The 16,527-nt window shown below is 63.6% G+C and carries 20 protein-coding genes; 15 read left to right on the top strand and 5 right to left on the bottom strand.

Annotated elements, in window-relative coordinates; translation table 11 throughout:
* Positions 1-374 precede the first annotated feature (374 nt).
* Positions 375-944: a cysteine hydrolase family protein gene (locus tag E3N85_RS00725; protein ID WP_241978233.1), complete on the top strand. Its 570-nt coding sequence runs from the start codon at positions 375-377 to the stop codon at positions 942-944.
* An 82-nt stretch (positions 945-1,026) separates the two neighbouring features.
* On the opposite strand, the gene E3N85_RS00720 is transcribed toward E3N85_RS00725, so the two are convergent.
* The 3 genes from E3N85_RS00720 to E3N85_RS00715 form a co-directional block, all read right to left on the bottom strand.
* A complete protein-coding gene (locus E3N85_RS00720) occupies positions 1,027-1,551 on the bottom strand; it encodes a tetratricopeptide repeat protein (protein ID WP_134458417.1) in 525 nt (174 codons plus the stop codon).
* Between the two features lie 139 nt (positions 1,552-1,690).
* Positions 1,691-1,969, bottom strand: a complete 279-nt coding sequence (locus tag E3N85_RS17060; protein ID WP_370288964.1) for a helix-turn-helix domain-containing protein — start codon at positions 1,967-1,969, stop codon at positions 1,691-1,693.
* A gap of 178 nt (positions 1,970-2,147) precedes the next feature.
* Positions 2,148-2,777 carry a cysteine hydrolase family protein gene (locus tag E3N85_RS00715; RefSeq protein ID WP_134458415.1) on the bottom strand — a complete coding sequence of 210 codons (630 nt, stop codon included), beginning with the start codon at positions 2,775-2,777 and terminating at the stop codon, positions 2,148-2,150.
* 481 nt (positions 2,778-3,258) lie between these two features.
* Here E3N85_RS00715 and E3N85_RS00710 point away from each other — a divergent pair, with 481 nt between their 5' ends.
* Positions 3,259-4,686 (top strand): amidase, encoded by a 1,428-nt coding sequence (locus tag E3N85_RS00710; RefSeq protein WP_134458413.1) that lies wholly within the window; start codon positions 3,259-3,261, stop codon positions 4,684-4,686.
* Positions 4,687-4,702: 16 nt separating this feature from the next.
* Here E3N85_RS00710 and E3N85_RS00705 read toward each other — a convergent pair whose 3' ends face one another.
* On the bottom strand, positions 4,703-5,749 hold the full coding sequence (locus E3N85_RS00705; protein ID WP_370288929.1) for an Lrp/AsnC family transcriptional regulator: 1,047 nt from the start codon (positions 5,747-5,749) through the stop codon (positions 4,703-4,705).
* Between the two features lie 18 nt (positions 5,750-5,767).
* Between E3N85_RS00705 and E3N85_RS00700 the strand changes: the two genes are divergently transcribed.
* The 6 genes from E3N85_RS00700 (at position 5,768) to E3N85_RS00675 (ending at position 12,055) form a co-directional block, all read left to right on the top strand.
* Complete coding sequence (locus E3N85_RS00700) at positions 5,768-6,523, top strand: DUF5058 family protein (protein ID WP_134458409.1); 756 nt, start codon at positions 5,768-5,770, stop codon at positions 6,521-6,523.
* 22 nt (positions 6,524-6,545) lie between these two features.
* Positions 6,546-7,271, top strand: coding sequence for a hypothetical protein (locus E3N85_RS00695; RefSeq protein ID WP_134458407.1), 726 nt, complete (start codon positions 6,546-6,548; stop codon positions 7,269-7,271).
* On the top strand, positions 7,268-8,506 hold the full coding sequence (locus tag E3N85_RS00690) for an amidohydrolase (RefSeq protein ID WP_134458405.1): 1,239 nt from the start codon (positions 7,268-7,270) through the stop codon (positions 8,504-8,506). Before E3N85_RS00695 ends, E3N85_RS00690 begins: the two co-directional genes overlap by 4 nt.
* The gene (locus E3N85_RS00685) at positions 8,503-9,759 is read left to right on the top strand and encodes a Zn-dependent hydrolase (protein WP_134458403.1); all 1,257 of its coding nucleotides are present in this window, start codon (positions 8,503-8,505) and stop codon (positions 9,757-9,759) included. Before E3N85_RS00690 ends, E3N85_RS00685 begins: the two co-directional genes overlap by 4 nt.
* A 516-nt stretch (positions 9,760-10,275) precedes the next feature.
* Complete coding sequence (locus E3N85_RS00680) at positions 10,276-10,824, top strand: helix-turn-helix domain-containing protein (RefSeq protein WP_134458401.1); 549 nt, start codon at positions 10,276-10,278, stop codon at positions 10,822-10,824.
* The gene (locus E3N85_RS00675; protein WP_134458399.1) at positions 10,817-12,055 is read left to right on the top strand and encodes an MFS transporter; all 1,239 of its coding nucleotides are present in this window, start codon (positions 10,817-10,819) and stop codon (positions 12,053-12,055) included. Before E3N85_RS00680 ends, E3N85_RS00675 begins: the two co-directional genes overlap by 8 nt.
* A 127-nt stretch (positions 12,056-12,182) precedes the next feature.
* On the opposite strand, the gene E3N85_RS00670 is transcribed toward E3N85_RS00675, so the two are convergent.
* Positions 12,183-12,557 carry a GNAT family N-acetyltransferase gene (locus E3N85_RS00670; protein ID WP_166783815.1) on the bottom strand — a complete coding sequence of 125 codons (375 nt, stop codon included), beginning with the start codon at positions 12,555-12,557 and terminating at the stop codon, positions 12,183-12,185.
* A 125-nt stretch (positions 12,558-12,682) separates the two neighbouring features.
* Here E3N85_RS00670 and E3N85_RS00665 point away from each other — a divergent pair, with 125 nt between their 5' ends.
* The 7 genes from E3N85_RS00665 to E3N85_RS00640 all read left to right on the top strand — a co-directional run bounded on the left by E3N85_RS00665 (position 12,683) and on the right by E3N85_RS00640 (position 16,332).
* Entirely contained in the window at positions 12,683-13,090 is a 408-nt protein-coding gene (locus tag E3N85_RS00665) for a RidA family protein (protein WP_134458395.1), read from the top strand.
* A gap of 208 nt (positions 13,091-13,298) precedes the next feature.
* On the top strand, positions 13,299-13,541 hold the full coding sequence (locus tag E3N85_RS00660; protein WP_134458393.1) for a hypothetical protein: 243 nt from the start codon (positions 13,299-13,301) through the stop codon (positions 13,539-13,541).
* A 356-nt stretch (positions 13,542-13,897) separates the two neighbouring features.
* On the top strand, positions 13,898-14,095 hold the full coding sequence (locus tag E3N85_RS00655) for a hypothetical protein (protein WP_134458391.1): 198 nt from the start codon (positions 13,898-13,900) through the stop codon (positions 14,093-14,095).
* A gap of 258 nt (positions 14,096-14,353) precedes the next feature.
* Entirely contained in the window at positions 14,354-15,091 is a 738-nt protein-coding gene (locus tag E3N85_RS00650) for a hypothetical protein (RefSeq protein WP_134458389.1), read from the top strand.
* 22 nt (positions 15,092-15,113) lie between these two features.
* Complete coding sequence (locus E3N85_RS00645; RefSeq protein WP_134458387.1) at positions 15,114-15,617, top strand: SRPBCC family protein; 504 nt, start codon at positions 15,114-15,116, stop codon at positions 15,615-15,617.
* A gap of 139 nt (positions 15,618-15,756) precedes the next feature.
* Positions 15,757-15,906, top strand: coding sequence for a hypothetical protein (locus E3N85_RS16580; protein WP_206751232.1), 150 nt, complete (start codon positions 15,757-15,759; stop codon positions 15,904-15,906).
* Positions 15,907-15,942: 36 nt separating this feature from the next.
* Positions 15,943-16,332 carry a hypothetical protein gene (locus E3N85_RS00640; protein WP_134458385.1) on the top strand — a complete coding sequence of 130 codons (390 nt, stop codon included), beginning with the start codon at positions 15,943-15,945 and terminating at the stop codon, positions 16,330-16,332.
* Positions 16,333-16,527: the final 195 nt, after the last annotated feature.

Below are 16,527 nucleotides of genomic sequence, written 5' to 3'. Positions count from 1 at the left end.
GGTCGAGCAGCCCCCGGCGACCTGCCCACATCTCAGCCGCCGAAAGAATATCGACCGTAGCGGACAGAACCACCGCACCGCCAGTTGCGCGTCATGCTGACAACTTCGGCATGTTTGTCGAGCCGCGTCGACTGAGGTTCGCTTCGCGGTGTCCATGATGGCGCTGTCCTTCAAGAAAACGCCTCTACACATCGGGATGGAGGTGAGGCTCGAATGCCCTGAGGGTTCATCTTTCGGGCGCTGCGCTCCTCCGCGAACAGGCGCGGTGCCGCCGTCATGGGATGCTGAATGTGTCTGAATCGGTCCCGGTCCACATGGCGTCTTGGACCAACCATTTTGATCATTGATCTGAAGCCAGAAAGGAGCCCCGAATCGTGACCCAACTACCCTCGATCGATGATCGCACCGCCCTGATCGTCGTTGACGCTCAGCAAGGATTTGACCAAGTCGAATGGTGGGGGCCCCGAAACAACGCGGACTGTGATCAAAACATCGCAGCGTTAGTGAACGAGTGGCGCAGGCTTTCGCGACCGGTCGTCTTCGTGCAACATAATTCCTCCAATCCGCTCTCTCCGCTGCACCCCAGCAATCCCGGCCATGCGTTGAAAAGCTACATGTCCGGCACTCCGGATCTATTGGTCCAGAAAACGGTCAACTCGAGTTTTCACGGCACACCCGATCTTGACTCCTGGCTTCGAGAAAACGCTATCTCGACCATTGTGATCTGCGGCATCACCACCAATCACTGCTGCGAAACAACAGCGCGCATTGGCGGAAACCTGGGATATACCGTCTACTTTGCTGTAGATGCGACTCACACATTTGACAGGACAGACCTCGAAGGTGGCACGATCAGCGCGGCGGAACTTTCCCGAGTATCCGCGATCAATCTCCACGACGAGTTCGCCACTGTCGTCCTCTCGCGCGAACTTCTCCACCGCTGAAAGCGTTCCGTTACGGGTTCCGCGTGCGGGACTGGAGCGAGAGTCGTCGATACCCTGCTCGGCTTTCCCGCTCGCCGTCCCGCTAACGGGTGTTGTGCTGCTCCGCTGGCTGTGCGGAGGTCGCGAGGGACCGGATGTAGGCGGCGTTGCCGCGGATGGATGGCTTATACCGTTCAATATCTGGCGACTCGACTCCCTCAACAACCACTTCGAGCAATGAAGCGACAGCCTCATCGAAACGGCTGGAAGCATGAAAGGAGATCGCTTGGAACACCGCCAGCGATGGTGAGTCCGGGAAGTCTTGTCGGGCACGCTCGAAGACTTCCACCGAGCGAGCGAACTCGCCGAGATTCCGCAACGTGGATCCGTACTGGACGTAGCATCGGCGCAGCAGATCACCCGAGAGGCCAGCCTGGAACGCTTGCTCGTAGAACGATCGCGCGGTCTGCTCCTTACCGGCAGTGTCGTAAGCGCCGCCCACTTCGTACAGCACGCGAGCGTCAGCCGGGTGTTCCGCCAAAATTGGTAGCAGCGCATCGATTGTGGGCTGGATGTTATTCCGATCGCGAACAGTGAAGCTCCGGTCGAGCTCCTCATCAAGTGTCATTCGTCTATTGTGCCCTCACCGCGATTGTCCGCTGAAGGTCTCCGTTTCGAAACGAAGGGAGACTCTTTGATCGCCTGTGCAGGCGTCTCGGCCATCACCACTTCCGATCTCGTCGTCGGCCCTGGTCAATTCTTGAAGATCAACACGCGCGTCGTGTACGCCACGACGGGGCAGGGGGTCGTGTGGCTGGCCCCATCGACCTACGTGGTCTATTCGCCACACAATCCTGACGACGAATGGGTTCTCGAACGCCACACAAGTACCGCCCCGATCGCTCTGCCTCAGGAAGAGGGATCCGCCCACCCGTTGCTTGACGCCAACGCCGTCCAGTTCGTCGATTCACCCCCACAGCAGCACACGCTGCAGTCAGCGTCGATCCTTGAACGATCAACACCCAGAACCGCGCCTGTTTCTCCATCAGCTCATACTTCGACCACACCTACAACACCTCACAAAAATCGAGTGTTGCGACGACCAATTGAATCCGCCCAGCCCTTCGGCTACTGCGTACTGATCACTCACTTTCATGCCTTCAAAAAGCATAAAAGCGCAGGAACCGGTACGACGTTGCGTACCGATTCCTGCTGTTCGTTGAATCACCTGGCGTCCCGCCCCCGGGCAGCTGACTCGATGAGGTTGTCTCCTGCGACAGCGATCTCGGATGTTACGGCTTCGGTCCAGGCGCTGGTCGTGGCGACCGCAGCCCAGTTGGAGTTCAGGACGGCCATGATCGTCTCGTGCACTCGCTTTGCCGGCGCAGAACCGGCGGAGTTCACAATGTCGATGGCTCCGGTTGCATCCGACAGCACCTCAACGGTGAATCCGAGGGGTTCGGCAGCGGCGGCGGAACCGATAACGCAGTTGTTCGTCATGTAGCCCACGATGGTGATTGTGTCGATCCCGCGCTCGCGTAACCATTCCTCGAGGCCAGTGCCCGCGAAGATACTGGCGAATGACTTCGTGAAGCGATGGGCCGCGTTGTCGGCGCGCTTCGCGATCTCGGGGCGCAATTCGAAGGTCGACGACTCCGGCGCGAAGACCGGGAACCCCGCGGGAGATTGATGTTGCCCAACGACGACCGGAATGCCGGCCTGCTCAGCAACGTCCATCGCCTCGGCAATACGAGTGAGTGACTCATCGCGTGCGGGGTATTGGATCGGCAGCAGTCCTTCGAAATATTCCTGTTGGGCGTCGATGACGATCAGGGCGCGGCGGGGTGAGGACATGGGATCTCCCTTGGTTGATGTGGTGGGATGGGGCTTCCGGCGGATGGGGTGCGGTGCTTTCGGTGAGGACCGCTTTCTGGTCGGCCCCGAAAGTTATACGACGATGTTATGCCGCCGGTGGTGGCGGTGGTCATCTGCTGGAACCCGTTATACGCATACGTCGCCGTGGGGGTGGCAGTGAGGTTTCCGGTGCCGTCATAGGCGTACCCGCCAACAAAGAAGCTCTCGTCGTGGCCTACGTAGAACAGGAACTAGACGGCTGGATCAGAAACGCCCACGCCCTGGACGATCCGCTCGCGCCGCGCCGTCGCACATTTTACTTTTTCACAGGCCACCCCTCCATGACGAAATCGGCCAAAATCGTGGCTACAACCACTCAAACAGACGTTTTCGAGGGTCTCCGCTCACCGTCGAGCCTGCCGGCCACAAGACTTCTACCCACCGGGGACATCCGGTCTACCGCCCAAGCAGGAGATGAATCGTGAGCGACCAGATCACCGAGCTGTCAGCATCCGCGCTTGCTCTGGCCATTCGCCGACGCGAGGTCTCGGCCAACGAAGCCCTCGACGCGCATCTCACCCAGATCGACCGGGTTAACCCTCGCATCAACGCTATCGTCACCCAAGACCGTGAAGCGGCCCGCCGCCTCGCGGTGGCCGCTGACGCACGCACCCTGAGCGGCGACGATCTGCCTCCCCTGCACGGCGTGCCGATGACGCATAAGGACACTCACGTGACCGCCGGCCTGCGCACAACCTTCGGATCGCCCCTATTCGCCGACCACGTGCCCGACCACGACGATCTGATTATTGAACGGTTCAAGGCCGCCGGTGTCGTCACCACCGGTAAATCCAACGTGCCGGAGTTCGCAGCCGGGTCACACACCTTCAACGAGGTCTTCGGAACGACCACCAACCCGTATGGTCCCTCTCTCAGCGCGGGCGGCAGTAGCGGAGGGGCCGCCGCCGCTCTGGCCGCACGCATCCAGTCCATTAGCGACGGCAGTGACATGGGCGGATCTCTGCGCATTCCCGCCTCTTTCTGCAATGTGGTGGGATTCCGGCCGTCGCTCGGCGTGATCCCCGTGCAGCCGAGCCGCAACGCCTGGAGCTGGCTTTCTCGCAGCGGTCCGCTGGCCCGGGAGGTGACCGACATCGCCCTGGCCATGTCGGTGCTGGCCGGACCAGACGCCGTCACACCGTACCCCAACCCGGTGCCGGCACGCCGGTTTCTTGAGCCGCTGCAGCGCGATCTCACAGGGCTCGTCATAGGCTGGTCCGACGATTTCGGTCTGGGCATTCCGGTGCAGAGAGAGGTGCTGCGCGTGCTGCATCAGCAGTTGCAGGTGTTCGAAGACCTCGGCGCGACGGTGGAGCAGGCGGCTCCTGATCTGCGTGACGCCGACGAGGTGTTCAGCACAGTGCGCGCGTTCGACTTTGCCTTGTCCTACGGCGATCTTGTGGCCCGGCACGGCGACAAAATCAAACCAGAGGTGCGCTGGAATGTGCAGCGCGGCCTTGCTCTGAACGGAGCCGACGTCGTCTCGGCCGCGCTGGCCCGCACCCGGTTAGCGCAGAAGACCCGCATCTTCTTCGACCGCTACGACGTTTTCGCGAGCCCGGCTGCTCAGTTGCTTCCCTTCGATGCCGCCCTGCGGTTTCCGACCGAGATCGACGGCGTGCCGTTTGAGAACTATCTCGAGTGGATGCGCTCCGCCTGCGTCGTTTCTGCGACCGGGCTTCCCGCGCTTTGCGTGCCAGCGGGCTTCAGCGAGTCCGGTCTGCCGGTCGGATTGCAGCTGGTTATGGACCACGGGCAGGACGTCGAGCTGCTGCGGGTGGGCTACTGCTTCGAACAGGCCACCCGTTATGCGTGGCAGGCTCCCGATCTGCGGGACACAGGTAGCTGAGATGCGTCGCAGGCGTTCAGATTCGCGCGGGCTGCAGCACTCGTCCGCCTCGTTTGAAAGCCTCGAGCAGCAGACTGACGTCAATCGATTTGGTGTGAGCAACCCAGGGCGCGGACGTCACGCAGGCATAGAGGGCGGCTTGGTCCTTCGCGGTGACATTCGCTACGATCTGGTAGTCGCCGGCGACCGCGGCTGCGTACCTCACCAGCGGCGAGGCCGCGAGCTCTCGGCCGACCGCCTCGACGTTCTTCGGGGCGCTGCGGATCCACAAAAACGCTTCGACGGGAAGGCCGACACTCGCCGGTTCAACGACCGCCCGAATGTAAACATGGTTGTTCTGCAGCAGCCATTCCGTGCGGCGGCGGGCCGTGGCGTTGGACACCCCAGTCAGGCGGGCCAACCGTTCGCAGGACACCCGCCCGTCTTGGCAAAGCGCGTCCACGATCTCGTTGTCGACCCGGCTCAGCCGCTGCGGCTCCTGCAGACTCCACGTGTCCGTCGTTACTCCGGCCCGCAGGGCATCCGCTTCGACCTCCGTCAGCAAGTCAGGCTGCCAGCCGCGGATCGTGCGGAAGTAGCGCATCACGGGGTAGCTGACTGCGCGCACCAAGCCGACCGTGCCGGGGATCTCGTCCGTGAGCAACGCCGGCATCAGCTCGGCCTCGGTCAGCACTTCGACGACACAGTCCACGCCGCCGGTCATCGTGTACGAGAAGGTCGAATCCCGACGCTGCGCCAGTGCGTTCGCGGTCGCGCGAGTGGTGCCCGGCGCGGTCTGCACGCGGATGATCACCGAGGTGGATTGCGGGCGGAGTCCGGCCACCTGTACCAGTCGAGCTTCGATCAGTTCACTGCCCCGGCGGGCGACAGTGCGCTCCGGTTCGCCGAGCACGTCGGCGATTTGGCTCCAAGAGCTACGCCCGTCGAACTGCAGCGCGGCCGCGATCCGCCGCTCCAAGGGATCCAGTAGCCGCACAATCCGCCCTTGCTCATCTGCCGTTCCTTGAAAATACAAGGATTTCCTTAGCGCCGAACCTATCATCACGCACTGCCCCACCCGCATTCCAGCACTGGAGCATTTATGATTACGTCCCGACCCGGTGACCCTGGCTCAACCGACATCCTGGCCATCGCCAACCTGCCAATCCTGTGGATCTTGGCTGTCGGCGTGTTCGCCGCCATCATCCTGCAAACGGTCGTGTACATACGTGCGGCCCGGATCGCCGCGCCGGCGGCCGGCATCAGCTCGGCCGAACTGAAAACCTCTTTCCGCGCCGGCGCCGTGGCCGCGATTGGCCCCTCCCTCGCGGTAGTGCTCGTCAGCGTGGCCCTGCTCAGCCTGTTCGGAACCCCGGCTGTGCTGGTGCGCGTCGGTCTGGTCGGGTCGGCTGCCACCGAGACTGCCTCGGCCAGTATTGCCGCCACCACCATGGGAGCCGCCCTTGGCGACGCGAGCTACACCCAGAGCGTGTTCGCCGTCGCATTTATGGCGATGAGCCTCTCCGGCGCCATGTGGATGATCGCCACCCTGGTGCTGACCCCGCTGCTCAGACGCGGCGACTCTCGGCTGCGCAGCGTGAACCCCGCCCTGATGGCCATCATTCCCGCTGCTGCGCTCCTCGGAGCGTTCGCGAGCCTCGGTATCGGAGAGCTCGGCAAGACTCCCGTGCACATCCTGACCGTTCTCACCTCGGCCGCGGTGATGGGGATGTGCCTGTTTGTTGCCCACCGTTTCAACGTGGCCTGGCTGCGCGAATGGGGGCTTGGCTGCTCCATCGTGATCGGCCTCATCGTCGCATACAGCCTCCACACCACCGGCCTCATGCCGGGCGCCTGACCCAACCTCCAGAAAGGCCAGCATGTCCTCCACAACAGTGATCTCCACGCCGTCCGCCGATTTGGCGACCTTCGACCGCACGACGAGCCGTTGGGGTCGGCTCACCATGATCGCCGCACTGGTCATGTCGCTCGCCGCGCCGCTCTACCTGGTGCTGTTCGCCGACCTTGGCATCACGCAGACACAGGTCTGGATCGCCTTTCTGGCCGTTGCCGCGGTGTTCTCGGTGCTGTGGGTGGTCGAACCGATCACCTACTACCCGATCCTTGGTCCGGCGGCGATGTACCAAGCGTTCATGATCGGTAACATCGCCAACAAGCTGCTTCCCTCTGCACTGGTCGCCCAGGCGGCCATCGGCGCCAAGGCTGGCACCAAGCGCGGCGAATTCTCAGCCCTGATGGCCATTTGCGGCGCCGCGATGGTGCACGTGTTCTTCATGCTGGTGTTCGTCGGCCTGCTCGGCTCCTGGCTCGTCACCATCGTGCCAGCAGACGTCACCGACGTCGCGCGCCTGTACATCTTCCCCAGCATCATCGGCGGGGTCATCGTGCAGCTCGTGGTGTCCTTGAAACAACCTCGAGTGACGCTTATCGCCATCGGCACAGCCGGGTTCGTCTTCTTCGTGCTCGTGCCCGCCATCCCCGCCATCGCAAACCTCGCCACTGGAATTACCGTCGTCACCACCGCCGTGCTGGCCTGGTTCCTGCGCCGCAAGCCCCGTTCCGACTCCACGAAAGAGATCTCATGACCGTGACCCTACTTCCGACTGATGACACCACGACCCGCACGATGCAGGAGCTGTACCGGCACCTGCACGCGCATCCGGAACTGTCAATGCAGGAGACCGAGACCTGTGCGTTCCTCACCCGGCGCCTTGACGACCTCGGGCTTGAGACCTTCCGCTGCGGCGGGACCGGCGTCGTCGGTATCCTGCGCAACGGCGCCGGTCCCACGGTCGCCTACCGCGCCGACACCGACGGTCTGCCGATCCAGGAAGAGACCGGACTCGACTACGCGAGCACTGCCCGCGGAACCCTAGCCGACGGCACCGACGTGCCTATGATGCACGGATGTGGCCACGACACTCACATGACAGTCGCACTGACACTGGCCGAGCATCTCGTCACCCACCCGACCGCTTGGGCAGGCACCGTGGTGTTCATCTTCCAACCAGGGGAAGAGACCGGGGCGGGAGCGGTAGCCATGCTCGCCGATGGACTGTGGGACCGCGCCCCCCGCCCCGAGATCGTCTACGGCCAGCACGTATGGCCAGGCCTTGCCGGCACCGTCGACATCAGCAGCGGCGTGGCGATGGCCATGGCCGATTCCTGGAAGGTGACCGTGCACGGCCGTCAGGCCCACGGCTCCCAGCCCGACCAGTCGATCGACCCGATCGTGCTCGGTGCTCACATGGTTGTGCGTCTGCAGACCGTCGTGTCGCGTGAGGTGCACCCGATGAAGGCCGCCGTGGTCACGGTCGGCACCTTCCACGGCGGACTCAAGGAAAACATCATCCCCGCCACTGCCGAGTTCACCGTCAACGTGCGCACCTTTGACGTCGAGGTGCGCACCCGCGTACTGGACTCGCTGCGCCGCATCATCGCGGCCGAAGCACAGGCATCCGGAGCCCCCGATCCGATGATCGAGGTGCTCTCCACATTTCCCCGCTGCTACAACGACCCGGCGGCGACCCAACAGCTGATCGCTGAGCTCGGCGGCGCCCTCGGAACGAACTGCGTCATTGAGGTGCCGCCGGTGATGGGCAGTGAGGACTTCGGACTGCTCGCCGATGCCATCGGCGTGCCCTCGGTGTATTGGATGTTCGGCGGCTATTCCCAGCAGACCATCGACGCAACCAAATCCGTCGCCGGCAACCACTCCCCGCATTTCGCCCCCGACTCCGAGCCGGCCTTGGCAGCCGGGCTCACCGCAGCCCTCACCGCCATCCTGTCGCGGGTCGGCACGCCGGGCGGCGCTGCATGAACACCTCAACAGCCCGACTCTCGGTGAACGGACCCCGGCTGGTCGCTGACCTCAAGGCCCTCGGCCGCATCGGCCGCGGGCCGGGCGGTGGCCTGGATCGCACTTCCTTCTCGGCAGCGGACGGCGAGGCCCGCGCATGGCTGCTTGGGCGCTGCGCCGAGGCCGGTCTCAGCGCGGAAGCGGACGGCATCGGCAACATCGTCGTATCGCCCGACTACGATGCCCGGACTGCGGCCCAGCCCGCCGTGTGGTCCGGGTCGCACATCGACACCGTGCCAAACGGGGGTGCCTTCGACGGGGCGCTCGGCGTGCTCGCCGCGCTGGAATGCCTGCGCCGCATCCAAGAGGAACGCCCAGCCCTGGACCGACCAGTGCGGGCGGTCATGTTCACAGACGAGGAGGGCAACTACGCCCACCTGTTCGGGTCGAGCGCACTCGCGCGAGGATTTTCCCGCACCGAACTGGAGTCACTCACCGGTCGGGACGGTGACCGGTTCGCCGACACATTCGCAGCCGCCGGCGGAGACCTCGACGCGGCCACGGCGACAAAGCAGGACCCCGCCACGCTGCACGCCACGGTGGAGCTGCACATCGAGCAGGGACCGACGCTCGAGCAGCTCGGGCACGACATCGGCGTGGTCACCGGCATCGTGGCGCTCGGCGGTGGCGTGGTGTCGTTTCGGGGCCGGGCCGACCATGCCGGGACCACCCCGATGGACCAGCGCCGCGACGCCCTCACTGCCGCCGGCGCGCTGCTCGTGGCATTGCCCGAAGTGGCTTCAAGCGTTAGCGAGCGTGCCGTCGTCACCTCGGGAATTGTGACGGTCGAGCCGGGAAGCGCCAACGTGATCCCTGGGCTGGCCCGGGTTACGGTGGATTTTCGGGAAGCGGAGACGGATCTGGTGGACGCCCTGCAGACGACCATCCTGGATGTGGCCCGGGAGATTGCCCTGCGCTACGGGGTAGCAGTGGAGTTTGATTTTGAGGTCACGATCCCGCCGGTTCGGCTCGACGCCAGCATTCAGGCGACCATCGCGGCCGCGGCCGCCGCGCGTGGGTTGTTGTACAGCTCGCTGCCGTCCGGGGCCGGCCATGACTCGCAGAACATGGCCCAGCTGGCGCCGACGGGCATGATCTTCGTCCCGAGCATCGATGGACGCAGCCACTGTCCGGAGGAGAACACTGCATGGATCGACGTGGAGAACGGCGCGAACGTGCTGCTCGATACCCTGCTGAGCCTTGCCCACGATTGACGGTTTCGCCCCGCCGGCAGCACCGGCACCGTCCGGGATTGGGGTGTAGCTGCTGGACATTCCAGCCGCCACCCCAAACGACCCGCGCGCGCAGATCTACAACTCAGACTTTATCCAGTCGGTACGCATCCACCCGGGGCTGCCACCATCGACGATGGAAACTTCGTCGGTGGGAACGACCCAGCGATAAACGATCTAACCACCTGGGCCGCTGTCGATCAGCGACAACTAAGCCTTCTTGCGGGGGAGGTAGTCGACGGTCGTAAGACGCCAGACGGGCCGTCTCCAAGAACGCGACTGTCAGCCGCTGACGGATCCCGCCCGCGCCACCCTTCCGCAGGGGGTCCCATCCGGGCACGGCGCTTCGTGTTCGATTCACACGTGTGCCCGGTCATCGTCAGGTTTTCGGGCACTTCAGCTCGGACGGTGCCGTGAGTTGTGTGGGCATTCGCTTTGGACAGATGACCACAAAAGATTTATTTGGAGGTTAGGTGTTGTGTGGCATATCGTTTGGGCATGCCGGATGCCACCAATCCCTTCGATCTCGATGGCCTCCGGGCCATAGCTCACCCCTTGCGTCTGCGTTTGCTTTCGCTTCTGACTGCCGAGGCTCTCAGCGCTACGGAGGCGGCGCGTGTCTTGGGTGAAAGCCAAGCGAACGTGAGCTACCACCTGCGTCGGTTGGCTCAGGCGGGACTCGTGCAGCTGGTCGAGGAGATGAATATTCGTGGCGGGACCGCCAAGCGCTACCGACATGACCCCGCGAGCGGCGAAGCGCTCGGTTCGGGCCGCGTCGACGAACATCAGGCTCTGATGAGTTCCCTCGCCGCAGAGCTGATGGCCCGCAGCGCGCGTTACCAGTCAGAATCCGAATTCACGTTCACCGAGGCGGAGGTCACCGTCTCCCGTGAGGCATGGGAGCGTATCCGCGACATGTCACGCGAGATCGGGAAACTTATCCACGATGAGGCTGTGCCCTCCGCCACGCCAGAAGGCATCCGGATGAGTGCCACCCTCGCATTGTTCGAGGTCGTGAACCACGACACCACCCGCGAACATGAGTAGCGGCTACCTCGAGGTCCTGCGCACGACCGGCGCGCTGAGGGTCTTTGTTCCCGCGCTCCTCGGGCGACTCTCGTTCGCCATGGTGACCCTAGTGCTGCTCTTCGCGGTGCAGCGAAGCACGGATTCCTTCGCGGTCGCCGGCGCGGCCACGGGGGCTTTCGGGCTCGCGAACGTGATCGCTTCCCCGTACCGCGCACGGTTCGTCGACCGGCGCGGACAGCGGTTCGCACTCAACTCGCTAGCCATCGCCTTCGCTGCCGGTCTCGGCGGCATTGCTGCGCTGACAGCCCAGCCCGACCCTTCGTCCGGGGCGCTCGTTGCACTGGCTGCCATTGTCGGGTTGTTCCCGCCACCGCTCGGCGCCTCGATGCGTGTGGTTTGGGGTTCGCTGACCTCGCCGGGAGCGCTGCGGACGAAGGCGTACAGCATCGATGCGGTCTGTGAGGAATTACTGTTCACGACGGGGCCATTGATCGCGGCGGCCATTCTCAGTGCGGCATCGCCGACGGTCGGACTGCTCGCTACTGCCACGGTGGCGCTGGCCGGAACCCTCGGCATGACAAGCAGCTCACTGTCGCGACAGCACGTTGCCGTCACCGCATCCCCCGGGAAGAGTTCACGGCCGTTACGACAGAGCGGGTTCGTCGCAGTGTTGATCGCGCTACTCGGCGTGGGAGTCGTTCTCGGCACCGTGGAAGTGGTCGCACCCGCAATCGCCGACAGACAGGGATCGGTCGGCCTGGCCGGCATCCTTCTCGCCTCTTTCGCAGCCGGAAGCGCAGTCGGAGGCCTGCTCTACGGCCAGCGAACCTGGAGGAGCTCGCTCGTAAAACGACTACTCATCTCGGTCACAGTCATGACCGCGCTGTGCGCACTTCTTACGACAATTGAGCTTGTCGTGGTCCTCGGCTTCGGACTCGCTGCGGTGGGCTTCTTCCTGGCCCCGTCGCTCGTGACCGGCTACTTACTCGCGGACGACCTCACCGCTGCAGAGGTGCGCACCGAGGCATCTAGCTGGATCAACACGGCAGTCAACGCTGGCGCCGCCGTTGCCGCCGTGATGGTGGGGTTCGCCGTGGATGCCATGGAGCCCCGTCTTGGATTCATCATCGGCGCAGCAGTGGCCCTCATCCTCCTGATGGCCGCAACTGTGCCGCTACTCAGAAAATCCAAAGCCGCGCCCGTCGCGGATCAATTGCAATCGGCGTCGATAAAACGCGCCCCCCGCTGAAGGCAACCGCAATGGCGAGTGTGCGTATGCCGCTCCCCTTGGGGAGTCTGCCTCACGCGCCCAAGGGACGGTGCACAAAAATCGTTGAAAACGACAACCTGCTGACGGTTCCGGAGCGTCATGCGAATTACCGAACGCCGCACCACCTGAGCGCCGGATATTCGACGAAGGCAGCCCATCGGTCGTTCGTGATGGCGTAGTCGACCATGCCTTGGTCGGAGCCGGTAATAGGGCCACTATTCCCCTCGCCGCGAGTGCCTAGACAAGTCAGGCCGGTGCGACTCATGACCGCTCGAGATCCTGCGTTGACAGTCATGGTTTCGGCGAAGATTTGCGTCAGCCCCAGGTTTTTGAATCCGTAAGCGAACAGTGCGGCGGCACCTTCGGAAGCCAATCCTTGGCGCCAGAAGTCCGGCAGCAGCCGATACCCCAGTTCTGCTTGTCCGCGCTCATCCTCGTTCGCCGGTGCGAGGAGCCAACCGCCCTGACCGTGGGCGGGCAACAGAAACGCCCCGCTGCAGCCACGAAAACTACCCGCTCATGGTCAACAGGAATGTCTCGAAGCGGGTGCGGCGGGCGGGCGTTCGTGAGCCAGTCGCGAGCCCCACCCTCCAATACAGTGAGGGCATGTCCCACAACGTTGTCCTGATCCACTCAGCTGAGCTTTCCGACGTGGCACAGTATGCCTACGCGGCAACAGCTCCTGCTGAGGCGCGCCTCATCTTCCTGGCCGGCGCCTGCCCGCTCAACCTGGATGGCAGCACTGCGGCAGTCGGAGACTATTCAGCGCAGGCCGGCAAGGCGATGGAGAACCTTGTTCTTGCTTTAAAAGCAGCAGGAGCTCAACTCGAGGACGTCCTGAGCACACGAGTTCTCGTCGCATCCTCCAACCGGAGCGACCTCGTCGAGGCTTGGGCAGTCGTCCGTGCGGCCTTCGGCACGCATGACGTACCGAGCGCACTTCTGGGAGTCACAGTCCTCGGCTACCCGGATCAGCTCGTTGAAATCGAAGCCGTCGCGGCAGTGATCGACTGACCCGGCGTCCCACCGAGGGTTCCGCCCCCCTGTCGTTCGAACCCTCGACGGTGTACACATGTTCCATGCTGATCAACGATGTCGCTGCGGCCGACAGCGTCCCCTCATGACGAGGGTCATTCGGAAAAAACCTTTATTGTTCCTTGAGCGGCCGTACCTGCGACATGGGTCCTTGCTCGAAGTGGGGCACGGCCTGTAGCTTTCGGATATGACGAGCGGTCGCGTAACACCGACAGGGAACGGCCGCCTGTCCTCGTGGGCCGTGGCATCGATGAGCGCTTACTTGGCGGCAGTCGCCGGGCTCGCGGCGACGGTGTCCGTGATGCATGCCTCGGGGCTGGGTGCGGGGACCGGAGCATCCGAAGCGCTGATTTTGTTGATGGTCGTGCTGACGTTGCCGCTGTCTACTGCGTACTATGTCGTCGGTGCACTGGGCTCTTCGCACGGGTAGGGGCCGGGAGAATTTGCCATCGGAGCGCTGTCCGTGAACGCAGCGCTGTATTACTTGGGGTTTTTCCTCCTGGCTGTGATCAATGCTGCCGTGTTGAGATGAATAGTCATGGGTAATCGCCGCCGGCGGGCGGCAGCTCTGTCCGCTTCCTAACCTTGAACCGACCCGCTAGGGCCTGTTGGGCCAAGGCGCAGCAGTGGCCGGGCGAGGACAAAACCGCAAATTAGGCCGGCGAGGGCAATTGGGAAAGCCACCAGAGCGCTGAGGTGCGGGAGCAGGGAATTTCCAAAAAACAGGGTGAGGCCGCCGACGAGGATTGCCGGGGTCGCAACGAGTGCGCATGCCCAGATGGGGGTATGCATCAGTCGAGCCCAGACCGCAGCCAGGAAGAGGGCGACCGAACCAAGGAAGATGAGAATCTTCCCAACACGATCGCGTTCAAGAGCCTCCCCGGTTGGCTCAAATATGAATGTTTTGTCGAGGCCCGTGCCGAACAGGAGAAGCCCGACGACAATGAGCGCGGACCATGCACCCAGGGCGATAGCCCAGAGTAAGAGGCGGACCCACCGGACTGTCATGGCTCCACTTATGTTTCCCCAGCGTGTGTTTGTGTGGCTGTTTGGACACTACTGTGGTGAATCGTCCGGCCGCGCCGCCCCGTTCGGGGCGGAACGCTCTGTGACATTGGTTGAGGTTCTGCCGATCAGGGTAACGAATGCGATTCTGAGCGATACGTCGCTCCGAGGCGCTCGTCGAGGCCCCTCGGCAGATCGATCTCGGCCGTGCTTGCGGCCCTGACCTAGGGTGGACGCATGGACGCTGACATCAATTTCTACTTCGACCCGGTCTGCCCCTTCGCCTGGATGACCAGCAAGTGGGTGCGGCAGGTGCAAAAGCAGCGCGACTACACCGTGGACTGGCGGTTCATCTCGTTGCGCCTGATCAATGCCCAGGTCGACTACGACGCGCACTTCCCTCCCGAGTACGAGGCCGGTCACACCGCCGGGCTCCGGCTCCTGCGGGTAGCCGCCCGGACGCGATCGGATCACGGCCGCGAGGCGATAGCGCCGCTGTACGCCGCCTTCGGGGCCCACATCTTCGACACTGCCCCCGGTCCGGACGACCATCGGACCGAGGGCGAGGTGCGTGAGCTCCGCGGGACGCGTGAGTTCGTGGAGCCGATCCTCGCCGAGGCGGGCCTGCCGCTCGAGCTGGCGGAAGCTCTCGATGACGAATCATGGGACCTGGAGATCCAGCAGGAGACAGACGAGGCGCTCTCACTGACGGGAAAAGACGTGGGCACGCCCATCATCCACTTCGAGCCGCCAGCCGGTGTGGCCTTCTTCGGGCCGGTGATCAGCCGGCTGCCCCACGAGGACTCAGCGGTCGAGTTGTGGGACCACGTGGTCGGACTGGCCCGCTTCCCGGGATTTGCCGAGCTCAAACGCAGCCTGCGCGAGCAGCCACAGCTGGCCGCGTTCGGAGTCGACGCGGACACGGTCGGAAAGCAGGAGGACTGGCATGGCGGCAGTCGGCGGCAGAAGAAATGACACCGTTCGCTAGAGTAAAAGCATGAGTGAGACACGCATCCTCAGTCACCAGGAGTCCATCATCGTCGAGGCGTCGGCCGCGTTTCTCTACGATCTGCTCTCCGACATCACCCGTACCGGCGAGTGGAGCCCGGTCTGCACGTCGTGCTGGTGGGACGACGAGGCCGAGGCCGGTCGGGTCGGTGCCTGGTTCACCGGGCACAACGAGCTCCCACACCGGACCTGGCAGACCCGGTCCGAGGTGGTGGCGGCAGAGCATGGTCGCGAGTTCGCCTGGGTGGTGGGCGGCAGCTTCGTGCGCTGGGGCTTCAGCTTCGCCGCCGCGGAGACCGGGACGATGCTCACCGAGTCCTGGGAGTTCTTGCCGGACGGGATCGCCATGTTCGAGGAGAAGTTCGGCGAAGAGGCGCACGCTCAGATCACCGACCGCACCCAGCAGGCCCTCGATGGCATCCCGAAAACCCTCGCCGCGATCAAGCGGATCGCCGAAGTGTCCAGCCACGCAGGGGAGCAGGCCCAGCCATAACCGGGCCGCTCGTCCTCGTTTATGCTGTGTGTGTTTCCACTACGTGCGATGCTGACCCGGCACGGAGATGTCGGCGTAGGTCAGGACGGCGCCACGAGGTAATCTTCCTGTCGAGCGTGGATATATGTGCCATTCGATAGTGGCGGGCACCATATATCTGCAGAAGCTTCAGGCCGAAACGGTCCGCAAGATGCAGACCTATGAGTCGGTGCCGTCGCCGTTCTCCGGGGCCCCGACGGGACTCGCAAGTGCCGTCGAAGCCCGGGTAGAAGCGCTCGCCCGGAACTGAACCTGCGCCATCGACCCGATCACGTGCGAGCTGATCGTGCCTCCCGGCGCCACCATCGCACCTGTAGCCGGTCAGCAACTGTTCAGCCTGCTCAAAGACTGCGACCACTCGATTATTGAGAAGTACCTGAAGTCCGCGCGCCGCTTCGGGTCGGAAGTCTGCGGCATCGAGTTCATTAAAGCCGCAGACGGCCGAGTGCTCACCTACGACGTGAACACCAAATGCGAACTACAACGCGGTCGATGCAACGTTGGAATCAAGATACCGGGATCTTCTGCGTCGCAAGCGAGAGGGATCTATTGGCGGGAGATTTCTTCGCGGGAGAAGTACGCAGAGTTTAGCGACTCAGTCGGGAAGTACTGGTTGCCCTCGACCGAAATGGTTTCATCCGACTCTGCCAGCACGACATCATTCCTGACTGCTTGATACAAGCTCTGCTGCCTGCGCGTTTTGTGCGTCAAGGCCCGCAATTGCTTCGAGTGCAGGTGGCCTACCCGGCTCGGTTTCAGAACCGGGAAGGACCACAGCGCACGCCCGAGAACGTGAGCATGACCTTGGGTGTGCGCCGTAGTGCTCAGTCAGATGTCGTTGGCAGTGTCGAACATTGAGACCGGGGGGGCG

The sequence above is a fragment of the Cryobacterium sp. Hz9 genome, assembly GCF_004402825.1.
Classification (GTDB): Bacteria; Actinomycetota; Actinomycetes; order Actinomycetales; family Microbacteriaceae; genus Cryobacterium; species Cryobacterium gelidum.
This window is presented reverse-complemented; position numbering and strand designations above follow the sequence as displayed.